Source organism: Limnobaculum parvum (assembly GCF_003096015.2).
In the GTDB taxonomy this organism is placed as follows: Bacteria; Pseudomonadota; Gammaproteobacteria; order Enterobacterales; family Enterobacteriaceae; genus Limnobaculum; species Limnobaculum parvum.
This window is the reverse complement of sequence record NZ_CP029185.2, coordinates 3,201,240-3,217,676: the sequence shown is the minus strand read 5'-3', so window position 1 is coordinate 3,217,676 and position 16,437 is coordinate 3,201,240. Positions and strand designations below refer to the sequence as shown.

The window sequence follows — 16,437 nt, the reverse complement described above, 5'->3', positions numbered from 1 at the left end:
CCATTAATCTCTTTCTGCTTTTCCATTATTATAGGATAAACAGCGTCCGAATAGGCTAGTGCCGGGGACGAAATCTGGAGATTAATCTTAACAGGTTGTTGGCTTTCTGCGAAATCGGGCGCAGATCCTGTTAAACTTCATTCAATTCTTTTCTGATGATGGCAGAGCCCTGAACAATGAAAATAGTCACTCAAGTTGCAGAACAACGTAAAATATTAGAGCAGGCGGTAGCCCAAGCTTTGGAGCTTGCTAAAGTCACTTCAGACGCCGCGGAAGTTGTCATTACTAAATCTACCGGTATTGGTGTATCTACTCGGTTTGGTGAAGTGGAAAACGTAGAGTTTAACAGCGATGGTGCGTTAGGCATTACGGTTTATCATCAGCAGCGTAAGGGCAATGCCTCTTCCACGGATTTAAGCCCAGACGCCATTGCCCGTACCGTTCAGGCCGCGCTGGATATTGCTCGCTATACTTCACCTGATCCTTATTCAGGACTGGGTGAACGTGAACTGATGGCTTTTGAATCGCCAGAGTTAGACTTGTTCCACCCAACTGAACTGGATGCTGAACGCTTTATTCAGCAGGCCGCACTGGCAGAACGCAGCGCCATGTCAGCGGACAGCCGCATTACTAACAGTGAAGGTGGCAGCTTTAACAGTCACTATGGCATCAAAGTTTACGGTAATAGTTACGGTATGCTGCAAAGCTACTGTTCTAGCCGCCATTCCATGTCGTGTTGTGTGATTGCAGAACATAATGGTGATATGGAACGCGATTACGCCTATACCATTGGCCGCGATATTGCCGATCTGAAAAGTGCGGAATGGGTAGGGCAGGAAACGGCACGTCGTACCTTAGCTCGCCTGAATCCGCGTAAGCTGGCAACCATGCAGGCTCCTGTCATGTTTTCGGCAGAAGTGGCAACCGGACTATTTGGTCACTTGGTTTCAGCCATCAGCGGTGGGAATATTTATCGGAAATCGTCTTTCTTACTGGATCACTTAGGCCAACAGATTTTGCCAGAGTGGCTGACAATTGGTGAATATCCACACCTGCTTAAAGGTATGGCTTCTACACCCTTTGACAGTGAAGGTATTCGTACTCAAACTCGGGATATCGTCAAGGCTGGGGTTTTAGAAACCTATCTTCTGACCAGCTATTCCGCTCGTAAATTAAATATGGTCAATACCGGTCATGCCGGAGGCATCCACAACTGGCGCATAAAAGGCCAGGGAAATGATTTTAACGCCATGTTAAAACAACTGGATCGCGGCCTGTTAGTGACGGAATTGATGGGCCAAGGTGTCAGTACTGTCACTGGCGATTACTCTCGTGGAGCCGCGGGTTTCTGGGTTGAAAACGGCGAAATTCAGTATCCGGTCAGTGAAATCACTATTGCCGGTAATCTGAAAGAGATGTTCCGTAATATGGTCACTATTGGCGATGATATTGAAACCCGCAGCAACATCCAATGTGGCTCGGTTCTGTTGGAGCAAATGAAGATTGCAGGTGAGTAATATTTGAAGGTCGTGGCCTTGTTGTCATTAACGTGGCCCGATGTACTCCGAACTCAAGTACCGACGAGCCTCCGGCCGAGCACAGTGGCAAATAGTCACTTTGTTATTACGGCCGGAATCCCCTGAAATGCCAATTGGCTTGTTTGCTTTTATTATTCGCTATAAACAAAAAAGCAGACCTCATCAGAAGTCTGCCCATTTCATATTCAAATAAAAAAATTCGAGGGTGGAGCAAGTCGTCGTGCTTTACGGCTTCGGCTGAGACAATATCTCTAGCACTTTAATCTGCGTGACGGTACCGTTTGGTAAATGCCAACTGATATCATTGCCTGCCCGCATTCCTAACAGAGCAGCACCGATAGGAGCCATAACGGAAATTTGTTCAGCACTGTCTTTCAGGTCGTGAGGAAATACCAGAGTGCGAATCCGTTCTTCCTGCGTGCTGAGATCGATAAACCGCACCCGGCTGTTCATGGTCACAACATCGGCGGGAACTTCACCTGGCGCGACAATTTCTGCCCGATCGATTTCTGCATTGAGTGCCTGAGCCACCGGTGATGAAGCGAATTCAGGGTGTTCAAGCAGCATGTCGATACGCTCTGCATCCAGTTCATTTATGATTATGGCGGGTTTAAGCATACATCACTCCGATAATATCTTTGATTAGACTAGTCCTATCTAATTTTAGGGTTCATTGTTTGTTGGCCTGAGTTTCAGGCCAACAGTAAAATCATATACTAAGCAAAACAAAACCCCCGCAGGTTGAATGCGGGGGCTAAAAGCGCTGTTTCCTGAATATTAATAAAACCACGTTAAATTAAAGAGATCGGGATCACGCTCTACAGATCCTAGCTTTAGATCGCCTTTGGTTTACCGGGTATTTTGACGACCGGTGCAATACGATAAGACGCTAAATGAATCATATCAGTAAAGCAGAGCAAAGGCTAATTAACGACTTTTTACGCTTAATTACTGTTTTTCGCGTCATTTTTACGTTTTTCCAACGTGCGATGACGTGATTGCACGTTTTTCCCACGGGAACGGAAATAATCTGCCAGTTGTTCCGCCACATAAACGGAACGGTGTTTACCACCGGTACAACCAATAGCCACTGTCAGATAACTACGGTTATTGGTTTCCAGCATCGGTAACCATTGTTCAAGATAGCTACGAGTCTGATAAATAAAGTTATGTACTTCTGTGTGGCGATCCAAAAAGGAAGCGACGGGTTTATCTAAACCGGTCATTGGCCGAAGTTTCGGATCCCAATGCGGGTTTGGCAGAAAACGTACGTCAAAAACATAGTCGGCATCGATTGGAATACCGTGTTTAAAGCCAAATGACTCAAATACCATGGTTAGCTCGCGTTCGCGCTTGCCAAGCAGTCGAGTTCTCAACATTTCAGCCAGTTCGTGAACTGACATTTCTGCGGTATCGATAATTAGGTCTGCCCGTGAACGCAATGGTTCAAGCAGAATGTCCTCTTCATCAATGGCACTTTCCAATGATAAATTTTTATTCGACAGCGGGTGCAGGCGACGAGTATCGCTGTAACGTCTGATCAGAGTGTTACGGTCGGCATCAAGGAACAGTAGCTGAGGAGAGAAATCACCCGGCAGATTATTCAGCACTTCTTCCAGAATTTCTGGCGTTTCAGGTAAATTTCGCACATCAATACTGACCGCCGCCGATGTCTTCCTTTCTGCCAGCGTTTCGGCTAATTGGGGCAATAAGACTACTGGTAAATTATCGACGCAGTAGAAACCCATATCTTCCAGAGCGCGCAGCGCTACGGACTTACCTGAGCCTGAGCGGCCGCTGACAATCATCAGCACCATGTTGCTATTCCTCTTAATCATCACGATACGATATCAATATCGCCGGTATCTGGACCTTACACAACACTTCATGTGTTGCTTTGGGTTAAACATCAACCCTAACCGAATAAACGTTAACACGAACAATCGTTTTTAAACAGATTGATTTTCAGTTGGTTCATTCTCTTTATCAGACGATTCCTGAGTAAATAGCTGATAAAGCTCTTCATCGGTTTGTGCCATTCGTAACTGGCGGCACAGAGTTTTATCCGCCAGACGTTGGGCGATGGCTGATAGTGTTGCCAGATAAGCTTGGCATTCATCTGCCGGAACTAAAAGGGCAAATAAGATATCAACCGGTTGGTTATCGACAGCATCAAAACTGATAGGGCTATCCAGAGTGATAAATACGCCTACGGCACGAGTCGTGTCTTCTTCCAGTTTCCCGTGTGGAAGTGCAATGCCTGCGCCAATACCGGTGCTGCCCATGCGTTCACGATTGAGGATAGCCTCAAACACCACACTGGTTGGTATATTCAATTGGCTGGCAGCCATCTCGCTGACAATCTCTAACGCCCGTTTTTTACTGGAGCAGTGAACGGCACTGCGTGTGCTGTCTAATTTCAGAATAGAGCGTAGTTGCATGGTAGATAACGTGTTCATCATGTGTAGGAACCATTGAGTCAGATCAGTTGTTTACGCTGATTTGACGGGGGAATAGATAACGACTCCCTGTATTTTGCTACCGTCCTTCTGGCAACAATAATCCCTTGGTCGGTGAGCATGCTGGCGATTTTACTGTCGCTCAACGGCTTACCGGGGTTTTCAGCCGAAATCAATTTTTTAACCAGTGCACGAATTGCAGTAGAGGAAGCTTCGCCACCACTATCGGTATTAACGTGACTGGAAAAGAAGTATTTTAACTCAAATATCCCCCTGGGGCTATGTAAGTACTTCTGCGTTGTTACGCGTGAGATGGTTGACTCATGCATATCAACCGTTTGGGCGATATCCGCCAAAACCATGGGCTTCATATATTCTGCGCCCAGTTCAAAGAATTCTTCCTGCCGTTCTACAATACATTCCGTTACCTTAAGTAGCGTATCGTTACGACTTTCAAGGCTTTTGATCAGCCAACGAGCATCCTGCAAATTGGTACGGATATATTGATTATCGCTGGCATTGTGAGTATTTGCCATTGAGGCGTAGTGTTGGTTAATCTGCAAGCGTGGGATATTTTCCGTGTTGAGTTCAACCACCCATTTATTCTGAACTTTACGAACCAACACATCAGGAATAACGTATTCAGACTCATTGGCATGAATGGACTGACCGGGGCGAGGATCGAGGTTTTGAATCAGTTGCATGGCGCCTTTTAGCGCCTCTTCGCTGATACGGCTTAGTTTTAGCAATGAACGGAAATCATGGCTGCCTAACAGTGCCAGATGACGATCGGCAATCTGGCGAGCATCATTCAGATAAGGTGTATCAGAAGATAGCTGAGAAAGCTGCACCAGCAAGCATTCTCGCAGGTCGCGGGCTGCAACACCCACCGGGTCGAAACGCTGAATGCGCTTCAGTACCGCTTCAATTTCGTCGAGTTCGACCTCATCTTGCCCTAGGCTGTCGGCGATCTCTTCCAGAGAGACGGTCAGGTAACCGGTATTATCCACCGCATCAATAATGGCGGTAGCGATAGCTTTATCCAGATCGGAAAACGGGGTGAGATCCATCTGCCACATGAGATGGTCTTGTAGCGTCAGGGTGGTTTCACCCTGAAATACCGGAAGTTCGTCATCGCCATAATCGTTATGGGTGCCAGACGGTGTGCCAGCGGTATAAATTTCATCCCATGAGGTATCGAGAGGGAGGTCTTCAGGAATATCAGACTGCTGTAGTGCTTCGCTAGTATCGAGCTGTTCATGCTCGATCTCTTCGCGAGAATCTATCTCGTCATGATTATCCGCCTGTTCGAGCAACGGGTTGCTTTCCAGTGCGATCTGAATCTCTTGTTGCAGTTCAAGTGTCGACAGTTGCAACAGGCGAATGGCCTGTTGCAACTGAGGTGTCATGGTTAATTGTTGACTTAACTTGAGCTGTAAACCTTGCTTCATAATGGCATATTACACTTATTATCGCGTTCCAGAATGGCTACGTGAATGTTCCATAGGGTAGCAACCGCTACAATCGGAATTCATTGCCTAAATAGACCCGCTTCACATGTTCATCTTCTAGAATAGATGATGGTGTTCCATGAGCAATTAAACGACCCTGACTAACGATATAAGCGCGTTCACAAACGTCCAACGTTTCACGTACATTATGGTCGGTAATGAGTACGCCAAGTCCGCTGTCACGCAGGTGCTCAATGATTTTTTTAATATCAATAACCGATATCGGGTCAACGCCGGCAAAGGGTTCATCCAGCAAAATAAATTTAGGATTAGCGGCTAGCGCTCTGGCAATCTCAACCCGACGGCGTTCTCCTCCGGAGAGGGATTGTCCGAGGTTTTTACGAAGATGCTCAATATGGAACTCTTCCAGCAGTTCATTGGCACGATCTACCCGCTGTTCGTTGGTTAAGTCGTTGCGAATTTGTAGTACTGCCATCAGGTTATCGTAAACACTCAGGCGCCGGAAAATAGAGGCTTCCTGTGGTAGATAGCCTATACCGCGACGCGCACGGGCGTGTAAAGGCAACAGGCTGATATCTTCACCGTCGATAAGAATTGAACCAGCATCACGCTGAACAATACCGACCACCATGTAAAATGTGGTAGTTTTACCTGCGCCGTTAGGCCCAAGCAAACCGACGATTTCACCGGAGTTGACGGTCAGGCTGACATCTTCTACCACTCGGCGACCTTTGTAGGCCTTGGCCAGATTCTCTGCTGTTAACGTTGCCATTCGCTATTGTTTACTCTTTTCTTTAACTGCGGTTAAAAGTGTTTATTTTTTCTGTATCTGAGATGGTACCAGAACGGTGTTTACGCGTTTGCCTTTGTTGCTGAACGCCTCCATCTTCTGCTCTTTCACTTTGTAGGTGATACGGTCGCCCTGAACATTACTGTCCAACTGTTCCAGATAGGCATTGCCCGTCAGATCAACAAAGTCATTAGCCAATTCATAGCGGAGTTTTGAACCCCGGCCTTTGACCGGTTTACCGCTGTCTTGCATTTGGTAGAACGTCACCGGATTACCGAATGCTTCTACCACTTCTTTCCCTTCGTTACCCTCAGGGCGAGTCACGACGACTTTATCCGCACGAATATCAATGGTTCCCTGCTTAACAACAACATCACCGGTAAAGGTAACGACATTACCATTCATGTCTAATGACTGTTGAGCGGAGCTAATGTTAATCGGCTGATTTGTATCATCCTTTAATGCAAATGCAGAGGCGCTGGTAACCAGAAGTATGCCGGCTACCACGCTGTTAACCACGTTTTTATGATGATGGCTGAATTTAATTACCGGCTTTTGGTTGAACTTCATAATAGGTTTTTACCTTTTCAATCAGCTGAGCTGTTCTACTGCGCAGATTACCACGCATCTTCATTCCTTCGGAGGTAAAATTAGCCCCGTACAGAGTAACATGATCGTCAGAGCTGATATCCTGAGTCACCAGATTGACATCAGCACTGTTAGTCTTGATTCTTTCCAGCTGTGACGCGGTTGTCAGGCTGTTGACCTCAACATTATCATAAAGATAAAGCATACGATCTTTGGTTAATTTGGCGCGTTCGGAGCGCACCGACCAGGTCGCCACTTGTTCCTTGTCATACATGATCATAACAGGCTTAGTGAACCAGGTATCTTCCGGAGAGGCATAATATTTTACGTCTTCCGCCGTTAATTTGTAATTTAACTGACCTTCCGGATTGTACACTATCGTAGCCATTTGTTGGCTCTGATAGGTGGGGTCGTTATCATCCGGTGGCACGATGGTTTTATTATCATCAAAATCAGCCAGATTCCAGCCAATAAGACCTAAAGCGATTAGCGTTAGTACAATCGTCAGGCTTAGCTTTGTCTTGCTTATATTCATATGGATAACCCTTGTGCCCCTTCGAGTTTATCTTGCGCTTGTAGAATTAAATCACATAACTCGCGTACAGCACCACGACCACCCGCAATTTGCGTTACATAGTGTGCTTTTGGTAGAAGCAGTGGGTGTGCGTCAGCCACTGCTACCGCCAAACCGACTCTTTGCATCACTGGCCAATCGATCAGATCGTCACCGATATAAGCCACGTGTTCTGGCATCAGAGAGACCTCTTTAAGTATTTTCTCAAAGGCCACCAGTTTATCAGATTGTCCTTGATATAGATGGGTAATTCCCAGCGTCTTGGCACGATTCTCAACCAGTTTAGCGCTACGTCCGGTGATAATGGCGACATCAATGCCGGAGGTAATCAGGCAACGGATACCATAACCATCTCGTACGTTAAAGGCTTTTAGCTCTTCTCCCTGATTCCCCATATAAATCAGGCCATCGGACATGACGCCATCCACATCACAGATCAACAGTCGAATTTGGGCCGCCCGTTGAAAAATATCTTTGCTTACCGCGCCGTAGCAGGTGTTAATCATGTTTATGCTCTTTTCGTTTTTCACTTAAATAGTGCAAACCAGCTATTCTGCCTTAAACCACGCCGGCGCGCAGCATATCATGCATATGGATTACGCCCACTAATCGATTTCCTTCGGCCACCAAAACGGCAGTAATATGGCGTGACTGCATCAGATTCAGGGCTTCTACTGCTAGCATATCAGGGTGAACACGAATGCCACCTTTGGTCATGAGATCGGCAATTTTAGCATCGCTAATATCTACACCTTGGTCGAAGACTCGGCGCAGGTCACCGTCGGTAAAGATGCCCTGAATTAACATATCATCATTACATATAACCGTCAGACCCAGATTCTTTCTGGTAATTTCCACCAACGCTTCGCGCAGTGATGCCTGATTATTCACCCGTGGAATTTCATCACCGGTGTGCATAATATCACTAACGCGTAATAACAGTTTGCGTCCAAGCGCCCCCCCAGGATGTGACAGGGCGAAATCGTCTGCGGTGAACCCTTTAGCTTCTAATAAAGCAACAGCTAACGCATCGCCCATCACCAGTGTGGCTGTGGTGCTAGTTGTTGGAGCTAATCCCAGAGGGCAAGCTTCCTGAGGAACGTTAATACATAAGTGAGCATTGGCTGCCTTTCCCATCGAACTGTTTGGATTACCGGTCATGCAGATCAATGGAATTTGTAAACGTTTAATCACCGGAATAAGCGCCATAATCTCACTGGATTCGCCGGAGTAAGAGATCGCAATCACAATGTCATCCGCGGTGATCATGCCTAAATCCCCGTGGCTGGCCTCGGCCGGATGTACAAAGAAGGATGGTGTTCCGGTGCTGGCAAAAGAGGCTGCCATTTTACAGCCAATATGTCCGGACTTACCCATTCCCATGACCACGACTTTACCTTTGCAGTGAAACATGAGCTCACAGGCCCGTGAAAAATCCTGATTGATGTATTGATAGAGTTGTTCAAGCCCGGACCGTTCAATATCAAGAACTTTTTTTCCTGCTTGTTGAAAATCAAAGTTAGACATTACTCATTCTCACTGTCATCAATAACGTTTCCTTTGTCTTATTTTGGCTAGAGGAAACTTAAATTCAGGCGTACGTGGAATACATCAGCACACCAATATAAAGGGTAAAACCAGCCAGCAGCACGATTCCCATTGGACGCGTCAATCGACGGCTGTGACCTACGCAGAGTAGAGTCAGGAGCAGACTAGCTGCCAGCATAATCCAGTAATCACGGCGAAAAGCTTCGCTGAAGAAGCTGCCCGGTGAAATTAACGCCGGTATCCCCATGACGACTAAAATATTAAAAATGTTCGAGCCAATGACATTACCCAGCACCATGTCATCTTCATGTTTATACATGCCGGTGATGGCGGTTGCCAATTCTGGTAGGCTGGTGCCAATAGCAATAATTGTGAGGCTTATCATCAGTTCACTCAAGCCTAAATAGCGTGCAACAACGGTGGCGTTGTCTACCGTTATTTTGGCGGCAATAGGTAAAACCAATACACCTATTAGTATCCATAAAAACGCGACGGTTTGGCTTATCTCTTTGGGCGTTTCAGCTTCCTGACTAACAGAAAGTGAATCCATCTCTCGAAGAAAATTACGTTTACTCATTTTGAATACCAGCGCCATAAAGCTGATAAAGGCGACCAGCAGAATAATACCATCACTGCGACTGAGCTGGTTATCATAAAGGACAAAACCCACCAGTAACATGATCAGAAACAGTAAGGGCGCTTCACGCTTTAGTCGTTTAGAATGCAGACTCAGTGGGCGAATAATCGCAACGCATCCTAAAATGAGTAATGTGTTGGTAATGTTAGAACCAATAGCATTACCGACCACCATATTCGTTTTGCCGTTAAGCCCGGCGGTAACCGAAAACGCCAACTCTGGCAGAGAAGTCCCTACACCGGTAACCATAATGCCAACGGCAAGACGAGGAACATTTAAGGTATTGGCGATAGCCATAGCACCAAAAACTAAGCGATCGGCACCATAAACCAGCAGAATGAGGCCAATAAACAGCATTACTATGGCAATTAGCATGCGTTATCCTGTTTAAAATTGAACTTTTTCATTCATTTATTCGTCTTAGTCAGGTCAGATGGACAGTAATATTCAGATGTCGTTTAACACGATTATTGCTGAATTATCACAAGGGGCTTTGGCTCAGATTGAGAACATGGGTAAAATCCTTGGGTTAATTTTGACTGGCGTTGGATGAAAAGTAAAACACAGCTTGCGTTTCTACTTCTGTTTATCAAAGGGAATGAAATGTTGAGCCAAAGTATATTAATACTTATGATGGACGATATGGGTATTCATCCTGATAGTTTAAGGACGTTATGATTAAATCGGCAGCCAATTTGGTCGAAGTACGGGAAATGTCGTTTTCCCGTAATGGTCGTCCAATATTTCAGGATATCAACCTGACGGTACCCCGCGGTAAAGTGACTGCGATTATGGGCCCTTCAGGTATAGGTAAAACCACATTATTGCGGTTAATCGGTGGGCAGTTGGCACCGGATAGCGGTGATATCATTTTTGACGGGGATAACATCCCAACGCTTTCCCGTCGCCATTTGTATGAAGTCCGTAAAAAGATGAGCATGCTGTTCCAGTCGGGTGCACTGTTCACTGATTTAACGGTGTTCGACAATGTGGCTTATCCTTTGCGGGAACATACTCAATTACCCGAAGTATTACTCCGCAGCACCGTATTGATGAAGCTGGAAGCCGTTGGTTTGCGTGGCGCAGCTAACCTGATGCCGGCAGAACTGTCGGGCGGTATGGCACGGCGAGCCGCTTTGGCTCGGGCAATTGCCCTTGAACCTGAACTGATTATGTTCGATGAACCTTTTGTCGGTCAGGATCCCATCACTATGGGGGTACTGGTTAAACTTATTGATGAGCTTAACCATTCATTAGGTATCACCTGTATTGTTGTTTCACACGATGTGCCGGAAGTGTTGAGTATTGCTGATTACGCTTATATCGTGGCAGAACATCGTGTTATTGCAGAAGGAACGCCGGACGAATTACGTGCAAATCCTGACCCTCGAGCCAGACAATTTCTGGACGGTGTGGCAGATGGCCCGGTTCCTTTCCGTTTTCCGGCCAGTGATTATAAAACGGAGTTACTAAGTTAATGTTGCTACAGGCATTGGCGTCTTTAGGGCGTCGTGGTATCCAATTTTGCATCTCCTTTGGACGTTCTGGGCTGATGTTGTATGGGGCTCTGGTTGGAAAGCCGGCGTTTCGCAAGCAGTGGCCGCTTTTACTTAAGCAACTGTATGTTGTTGGCGTTCAGTCACTGTTGATTATTATGGTTTCCGGCCTGTTTATCGGAATGGTTCTGGGGTTACAGGGTTATCTTATTCTGACCACTTACAGCGCAGAAGCCAGTCTGGGTATGATGGTAGCGCTCTCTTTGCTACGCGAGCTGGGTCCGGTTGTTACCGCGCTGCTGTTTGCTGGTCGGGCAGGTTCAGCGTTAACCGCGGAGATTGGCCTGATGAAGGCGACCGAGCAGCTTTCTAGCCTAGAAATGATGGCCGTAGATCCACTGCGTCGGGTTATTACCCCACGGTTTTGGGCCGGTTTTATCAGTATGCCTGTGCTAACCGCTATTTTTGTCGCGGTAGGTATTCTGGGTGGCGCGATGGTTGGCGTGGATTGGAAAGGAATCGATGATGGTTTCTTCTGGGCTGCAATGCAGGATTCCGTTAGCTGGCACACCGACCTGCTGAACTGTTTAATTAAAAGTGTAGTATTTGCAATCACAGTCACTTGGATTGCGCTTTATAATGGCTATGACTGTATTCCGACATCGGAAGGAATTAGCCAGGCGACTACTCGTACCGTCGTACATGCTTCTCTCGCCGTGTTAGGCGTAGATTTTGTACTGACCGCAATGATGTTTGGGAATTAAATCGATGCAAAGTAAAAAAACGGAAATCTGGGTAGGCGTGTTCATGCTGATTGGCTTGTGCTCACTTTTATTCCTGAGTTTAAAAGTCGCAGATGTAAAATCTTTGGGTAATGAGCCAACGTATCGGCTTTACGCGACATTTGATAATATCGGCGGTTTAAAAGCGCGTTCTCCGGTAAGAGTGGGTGGCGTTTTGGTTGGTCGTGTGGCCGATATTACGCTTGATGAGAAGAGTTATCTCCCGCGTGTGGCAATGGATATGCAGCAGCGTTTTAGTCATATTCCGGATACCAGTTCTTTATCTATTCGTACTTCCGGCCTGTTAGGAGAGCAGTTTCTGGCTTTGAACATTGGCTTTGAAGATGAAGATATGGGTACCAAAATTCTGAAAGATGGCGATGAGATTAAAGATACCAAGCCAGCGATGGTATTAGAGGATCTTATCGGGCAGTTTTTATATAAAAGTGGCGGTGATGAAAAACCTGCTGCTGATAGTACTGCGCCTGCTCCGGTTAAATAATATGTCCGGCTGGCAAGAGGTTGGTTACGGAGTTAACCATGTTTATTCACATTATGGACAACAGTAGGATAAGAGGAACAGCTATGTTAAAACGTTTGATGATGGCAGCACTTTTCATGATTGCCCCTTTGGCGGCAAATGCGGCTGATGCCAGTAATCCTTACCAACAGATGCAAGTGGCGGCGGAAAAGGTGTTTACCCGCCTGACAAATGAACAACCTAAGATTAAACAAGACCCTAACTATCTACGAACCGTGGTGAAGGAAGAGCTGCTTCCTTATATTCAGGTTAAATATGCAGGCGCATTGGTATTAGGTCGTTATTATCGTGATGCGACTCCGGCACAGCGTGATGCTTATATGCCAGCGTTTGAAGCTTATATGGAGCAGGCCTATGGACAGGCATTAGCCATGTATCATGGTCAAAAGTATCAAATAGCCCCTGAACAACCATTAGGTGATAAAGATAACATTTCTATCCGTATCACTATTAATGACACCAACGGTCGTCCTCCAGTTCGTCTGGATTTCCAATGGCGCAAAAATACCAAAACCGGTGAATGGCAGGCCTATGACATGATTGTTGAAGGTATCAGCATGATCACCACCAAGCAGAATGAGTGGGCTGAAACCTTGCGTCGTGATGGTGTAGATGGCTTAACTAAGCAGTTGAATACTGCGGCTAGTCAGCCAATTACGTTGGATGATAAAAAATAATGCAGAACGCTCTGAACTGGCAGGCTGAAAATGGCGTAATAATGTTAAGCGGTGATTTAGATCGCGAAACATTACTGCCGTTCTGGAAAGTGAGGCAGCAGGTTATCAGTGCTGATATCACAACGATTGACGTATCTGGCCTATCCCGGGTGGATTCCGCAGGATTAGCTGTGCTGGTTCATCTGCTTGATGAGGGTGAAGTACGCAAGCAGCCGTTAAAACTGGTGGGAATGACGGAGAAGCTGCAAATGTTAGCGTCTCTGTATAATCTGCAACAAATTATTCAGCCTTACCTCGTGAGTACATCAACTATGGTGTGATAGTATGTTCATCAGGCTGATTTGAAATGAGTCGCGGAGATATAGTTATCTATATCTCCGCGATGTTTTTATAACGAATCTGAGCGGATGTGCTAATTTGAGCTGTTTTTTTTATTCTAAAAAACAGAACCTTTCTGATTAATATAGTGAAGATGATGGATACTAACGAAATAAGACAAATTTTGCTCGATGCATTAAATCTGCAAGATGTTCGCGTCACCGGTGACGGTAGCCATTTTCAGGTGATTGCGATTGGTGATATGTTTGACGGTATGAGTCGAGTTAAACAGCAGCAGGCCGTTTATGCGCCTCTGATGGAATATATTTCTGATAACCGTATCCATGCACTGTCGATTAAGGTTTATACCCCGACAGAATGGGATCGTGACCGTAAACTGAGTGGTTTGTAATGGGGTCAATAACCCTACAGGCTGCTAGTGATTTTATCTGTGCTGATTAAATAACAACGCATAACAAGAAATATTAAATCAGCATCTGACCTTTTAAATGTTGTTGTATTAGAGAGAGCGATTATGGACAAGTTTCGAGTACAGGGTCCCACCCGACTAAGTGGTGAAGTGACGATTTCTGGCGCTAAAAATGCAGCGCTACCCATTCTTTTTGCAGCACTGTTGGCGGAAGAGCCGGTAGAGCTACAGAATGTACCAAAGTTGAAAGATATTGATACCACGCTTAAGTTGCTGGGCCAACTGGGGGTAAAAATTGAGCGTAATGGTTCGATTTTTGTTGATGCCAGCAATGTAACTGAGTTGTGTGCGCCTTACGATTTGGTAAAAACCATGCGTGCTTCTATTTGGGCTCTGGGGCCATTGGTTGCTCGTTTTGGTTATGGTCAGGTATCCCTGCCGGGTGGATGTGCTATCGGTGCTCGTCCGGTTGACTTGCATATTTCTGGCCTAGAACAACTGGGCGCAGAGATTAAGCTGGAAGAAGGATATGTTAAAGCATCGGTTAATGGTCGTCTGAAAGCGGCTCATATTGTGATGGATAAAGTGAGCGTAGGTGCAACGGTAACCATCATGAGTGCAGCAACGCTGGCGGAAGGGACTACTGTTATCGAGAATGCGGCGCGTGAGCCCGAAATTGTTGATACGGCAGAGTTCTTGAATACATTAGGTGCGAAAATCACCGGAGCGGGAACCGATCATATCACCATTGAAGGTGTTGAGCGTTTAGGTGGCGGTGTTTATCGCGTACTGCCTGATCGTATTGAAACCGGAACTTTCCTAGTTGCTGCTGCGATTTCTGGTGGTAAAGTGATTTGCCGTAATACACGTCCAGATATGCTGGATGCGGTATTAGCCAAATTACGCGAAGCCGGTGCTGAAATAGAAACCGGTAGCGATTGGATCAGCTTGGATATGAAAGGTAAGCGTCCACACAGCGTGAATATTCGTACCGCACCACACCCGGGTTTCCCGACCGACATGCAGGCACAGTTTTCTTTGTTGAATTTGGTCGCGGAAGGAACGGGTGTTATTACCGAAACCATTTTTGAAAACCGTTTTATGCATATTCCTGAGCTGATCCGTATGGGGGCTCATGCTGAAATCGAAGGCAATACGGTTATCTGTCACAGCGTTGATAAACTGTCTGCTGCTCAGGTGATGGCGACCGATTTACGCGCATCGGCAAGCTTAGTGTTGGCGGGCTGTATTGCGGAAGGTGTTACGGTTGTTGACCGCATTTATCATATCGATCGTGGGTATGAACGTATTGAAGAAAAGCTGAATGCACTGGGTGCTAATATTCAGCGTTTTAAAGAAAAAGATGAATAACGGTTAAATTGGTTATTTAATTGAAAAGTAGAAAGGGCGCAGATTTTATTTTCTGCGCCCTTTCTGTTTTTACTTAAACGTGCGGAATGAGTTAGTTGTTTTGCGCCGGGTATTCGGAGATTTTTAGCGTGAAGGTCAGGCGCTGGCCTTGGCGTAATACAATTACTGGGATGTTAGTGCCCGGGCGGATCTCTGATACTTCATCCATTACTTCAATGGCAGACGTTGCTGGTTTATTGTTGACGTTGACCAGAATATCACCGACTAACAGTCCCGCTTCCTCAGCCGGGCCACCAGGGGTTACGGAACGTACCAGTATTCCTTGCAGCCGATCAAATGGGCTTCCCTGATTTTGCATCTGGCTGAACTCACGGCCTTCGATACCGATAAAGCCACGAATCACTCGCCCGTCCCGAATCAGCTTATTCATGATTTTAGTGGCAAGTTCGGTAGGAATAGCGAAGCCAATACCTTCAGGAGTATCACCATCGGTACGCTTGTCTAATGACAGGGTATTGATACCCACTAACTCACCCAGCGAATTAATTAATGCGCCACCAGAGTTGCCGTGGTTAATCGAGGCATCAGTTTGCAGTAGATTTTGTCGACCGTAAGGACTCAGGCTGGTTCGTCCAGTAGCACTGATAATGCCCTGAGTCACAGTCTGCCCAAGGTTATAAGGGTTACCAATTGCTAGAACCACGTCGCCAACGTGAGGAGAGCGTTTTGAATTAATTGGAATGACTGGCAGGTTGTCCTCTTTGATTTTGAGAACTGCCAAATCGGTTAAGGTATCGGCACCAACCAGAATTGCTTCATAAACCTGACCATTTTGTAATGTAATAATGATTTGGTCAGCGTTCACGATAACGTGTTTATTGGTAAGAATATAACCTTTCTGATTCATAATAACGCCGGAACCTAGGGTGTTAATCCCCAATGTATTCTGGCTAGAAGAACTAAGGGCACTACGATTATAGACGTTAACCACCGCCGGAGCCGCTCGTCTGACTGCATTGTTATAGCTTACTGGTGACTCACTAAGCGGTAAATTTAGGGAATTGTTGAACAACCCCGATGCATCTCGCAGTGAGGGGAATATCAGCAGTAAAGCAGCAGCAATAATTAAGCCAATAATTATTGAACGTAACAGTTTGGCAAGCATGCATATCGTCAAAAATAGTAAAGGTTAAGGAAGAATACCATGACTTGGACG

General features: G+C 46.0%; 19 protein-coding genes. 8 read left to right on the top strand and 11 right to left on the bottom strand.

The window, feature by feature from the left end; genetic code table 11:
- The first annotated feature begins 176 nt into the window (after nt 1-176).
- A complete protein-coding gene (gene pmbA / locus HYN51_RS13435) occupies nt 177-1,517 on the top strand; it encodes a metalloprotease PmbA (RefSeq protein ID WP_108900487.1) in 1,341 nt (446 codons plus the stop codon).
- 246 nt (nt 1,518-1,763) lie between these two features.
- Here the strand turns inward: pmbA and rnk are convergent, their stop codons facing one another.
- The 10 genes from rnk to HYN51_RS13385 all read right to left on the bottom strand — a co-directional run bounded on the left by rnk (nt 1,764) and on the right by HYN51_RS13385 (nt 9,981).
- Complete coding sequence (rnk, locus tag HYN51_RS13430; protein WP_108900486.1) at nt 1,764-2,156, bottom strand: nucleoside diphosphate kinase regulator; 393 nt, start codon at nt 2,154-2,156, stop codon at nt 1,764-1,766.
- A gap of 326 nt (nt 2,157-2,482) precedes the next feature.
- On the bottom strand, nt 2,483-3,355 hold the full coding sequence (gene rapZ / locus HYN51_RS13425; protein WP_108900485.1) for an RNase adapter RapZ: 873 nt from the start codon (nt 3,353-3,355) through the stop codon (nt 2,483-2,485).
- 132 nt (nt 3,356-3,487) lie between these two features.
- Entirely contained in the window at nt 3,488-3,997 is a 510-nt protein-coding gene (gene ptsN, locus HYN51_RS13420) for a PTS IIA-like nitrogen regulatory protein PtsN (protein WP_407936351.1), read from the bottom strand.
- Between the two features lie 20 nt (nt 3,998-4,017).
- A complete protein-coding gene (gene rpoN / locus HYN51_RS13415; RefSeq protein ID WP_108900483.1) occupies nt 4,018-5,448 on the bottom strand; it encodes an RNA polymerase factor sigma-54 in 1,431 nt (476 codons plus the stop codon).
- A 67-nt stretch (nt 5,449-5,515) separates the two neighbouring features.
- Entirely contained in the window at nt 5,516-6,241 is a 726-nt protein-coding gene (lptB, locus tag HYN51_RS13410) for an LPS export ABC transporter ATP-binding protein (protein WP_108900482.1), read from the bottom strand.
- A 42-nt stretch (nt 6,242-6,283) separates the two neighbouring features.
- Nucleotides 6,284-6,805 (bottom strand): lipopolysaccharide ABC transporter substrate-binding protein LptA, encoded by a 522-nt coding sequence (lptA, locus tag HYN51_RS13405; RefSeq protein ID WP_230514068.1) that lies wholly within the window; start codon nt 6,803-6,805, stop codon nt 6,284-6,286.
- Nucleotides 6,801-7,376 (bottom strand): LPS export ABC transporter periplasmic protein LptC, encoded by a 576-nt coding sequence (gene lptC / locus HYN51_RS13400; protein ID WP_108902073.1) that lies wholly within the window; start codon nt 7,374-7,376, stop codon nt 6,801-6,803. The genes lptA and lptC overlap by 5 nt, the downstream gene beginning before the upstream one ends.
- A gap of 2 nt (nt 7,377-7,378) precedes the next feature.
- The gene (gene kdsC, locus HYN51_RS13395; RefSeq protein ID WP_108900480.1) at nt 7,379-7,927 is read right to left on the bottom strand and encodes a 3-deoxy-manno-octulosonate-8-phosphatase KdsC; all 549 of its coding nucleotides are present in this window, start codon (nt 7,925-7,927) and stop codon (nt 7,379-7,381) included.
- A 52-nt stretch (nt 7,928-7,979) separates the two neighbouring features.
- The gene (kdsD, locus tag HYN51_RS13390; protein WP_108900479.1) at nt 7,980-8,948 is read right to left on the bottom strand and encodes an arabinose-5-phosphate isomerase KdsD; all 969 of its coding nucleotides are present in this window, start codon (nt 8,946-8,948) and stop codon (nt 7,980-7,982) included.
- Between the two features lie 64 nt (nt 8,949-9,012).
- Nucleotides 9,013-9,981, bottom strand: coding sequence for a calcium/sodium antiporter (locus HYN51_RS13385; RefSeq protein WP_108900478.1), 969 nt, complete (start codon nt 9,979-9,981; stop codon nt 9,013-9,015).
- 299 nt (nt 9,982-10,280) lie between these two features.
- Here HYN51_RS13385 and mlaF point away from each other — a divergent pair, with 299 nt between their 5' ends.
- From mlaF to murA, 7 genes are all read left to right on the top strand, one after another.
- Nucleotides 10,281-11,084: a phospholipid ABC transporter ATP-binding protein MlaF gene (gene mlaF / locus HYN51_RS13380; protein ID WP_108900477.1), complete on the top strand. Its 804-nt coding sequence runs from the start codon at nt 10,281-10,283 to the stop codon at nt 11,082-11,084.
- Nucleotides 11,084-11,866 carry a lipid asymmetry maintenance ABC transporter permease subunit MlaE gene (mlaE, locus tag HYN51_RS13375; protein ID WP_108900476.1) on the top strand — a complete coding sequence of 261 codons (783 nt, stop codon included), beginning with the start codon at nt 11,084-11,086 and terminating at the stop codon, nt 11,864-11,866. Before mlaF ends, mlaE begins: the two co-directional genes overlap by 1 nt.
- A gap of 4 nt (nt 11,867-11,870) precedes the next feature.
- A complete protein-coding gene (gene mlaD / locus HYN51_RS13370; RefSeq protein ID WP_108900475.1) occupies nt 11,871-12,386 on the top strand; it encodes an outer membrane lipid asymmetry maintenance protein MlaD in 516 nt (171 codons plus the stop codon).
- A gap of 83 nt (nt 12,387-12,469) precedes the next feature.
- Nucleotides 12,470-13,102, top strand: coding sequence for a phospholipid-binding protein MlaC (gene mlaC, locus HYN51_RS13365; protein WP_108900474.1), 633 nt, complete (start codon nt 12,470-12,472; stop codon nt 13,100-13,102).
- On the top strand, nt 13,102-13,422 hold the full coding sequence (mlaB, locus tag HYN51_RS13360; RefSeq protein WP_108900473.1) for a lipid asymmetry maintenance protein MlaB: 321 nt from the start codon (nt 13,102-13,104) through the stop codon (nt 13,420-13,422). The genes mlaC and mlaB overlap by 1 nt, the downstream gene beginning before the upstream one ends.
- 155 nt (nt 13,423-13,577) lie before the next feature.
- Nucleotides 13,578-13,832, top strand: a complete 255-nt coding sequence (ibaG, locus tag HYN51_RS13355; RefSeq protein ID WP_108900472.1) for a BolA family iron metabolism protein IbaG — start codon at nt 13,578-13,580, stop codon at nt 13,830-13,832.
- Nucleotides 13,833-13,955: 123 nt separating this feature from the next.
- Nucleotides 13,956-15,221 (top strand): UDP-N-acetylglucosamine 1-carboxyvinyltransferase, encoded by a 1,266-nt coding sequence (murA, locus tag HYN51_RS13350; protein WP_108900471.1) that lies wholly within the window; start codon nt 13,956-13,958, stop codon nt 15,219-15,221.
- A 91-nt stretch (nt 15,222-15,312) separates the two neighbouring features.
- Here the strand turns inward: murA and degS are convergent, their stop codons facing one another.
- Nucleotides 15,313-16,386, bottom strand: a complete 1,074-nt coding sequence (gene degS, locus HYN51_RS13345; protein WP_108900470.1) for an outer membrane-stress sensor serine endopeptidase DegS — start codon at nt 16,384-16,386, stop codon at nt 15,313-15,315.
- Nucleotides 16,387-16,437 lie beyond the last annotated feature (51 nt).

Coding starts and splice junctions, on each gene's coding strand:
- mlaD (WP_108900475.1), top strand. CDS start 11,871: ATGCAAAGTAAAAAAACGGAAATCTGGGTAGGCGTGTTCATGCTGATT.
- rnk (WP_108900486.1), bottom strand. CDS start 2,156: ATGCTTAAACCCGCCATAATCATAAATGAACTGGATGCAGAGCGTATC.
- kdsD (WP_108900479.1), bottom strand. CDS start 8,948: ATGTCTAACTTTGATTTTCAACAAGCAGGAAAAAAAGTTCTTGATATT.
- mlaB (WP_108900473.1), top strand. CDS start 13,102: ATGCAGAACGCTCTGAACTGGCAGGCTGAAAATGGCGTAATAATGTTA.
- kdsC (WP_108900480.1), bottom strand. CDS start 7,927: ATGATTAACACCTGCTACGGCGCGGTAAGCAAAGATATTTTTCAACGG.
- murA (WP_108900471.1), top strand. CDS start 13,956: ATGGACAAGTTTCGAGTACAGGGTCCCACCCGACTAAGTGGTGAAGTG.
- mlaF (WP_108900477.1), top strand. CDS start 10,281: ATGATTAAATCGGCAGCCAATTTGGTCGAAGTACGGGAAATGTCGTTT.
- mlaE (WP_108900476.1), top strand. CDS start 11,084: ATGTTGCTACAGGCATTGGCGTCTTTAGGGCGTCGTGGTATCCAATTT.
- pmbA (WP_108900487.1), top strand. CDS start 177: ATGAAAATAGTCACTCAAGTTGCAGAACAACGTAAAATATTAGAGCAG.
- HYN51_RS13385 (WP_108900478.1), bottom strand. CDS start 9,981: ATGCTAATTGCCATAGTAATGCTGTTTATTGGCCTCATTCTGCTGGTT.
- degS (WP_108900470.1), bottom strand. CDS start 16,386: ATGCTTGCCAAACTGTTACGTTCAATAATTATTGGCTTAATTATTGCT.
- lptB (WP_108900482.1), bottom strand. CDS start 6,241: ATGGCAACGTTAACAGCAGAGAATCTGGCCAAGGCCTACAAAGGTCGC.
- mlaC (WP_108900474.1), top strand. CDS start 12,470: ATGTTAAAACGTTTGATGATGGCAGCACTTTTCATGATTGCCCCTTTG.
- ibaG (WP_108900472.1), top strand. CDS start 13,578: ATGGATACTAACGAAATAAGACAAATTTTGCTCGATGCATTAAATCTG.
- ptsN (WP_407936351.1), bottom strand. CDS start 3,997: ATGAACACGTTATCTACCATGCAACTACGCTCTATTCTGAAATTAGAC.
- rpoN (WP_108900483.1), bottom strand. CDS start 5,448: ATGAAGCAAGGTTTACAGCTCAAGTTAAGTCAACAATTAACCATGACA.
- rapZ (WP_108900485.1), bottom strand. CDS start 3,355: ATGGTGCTGATGATTGTCAGCGGCCGCTCAGGCTCAGGTAAGTCCGTA.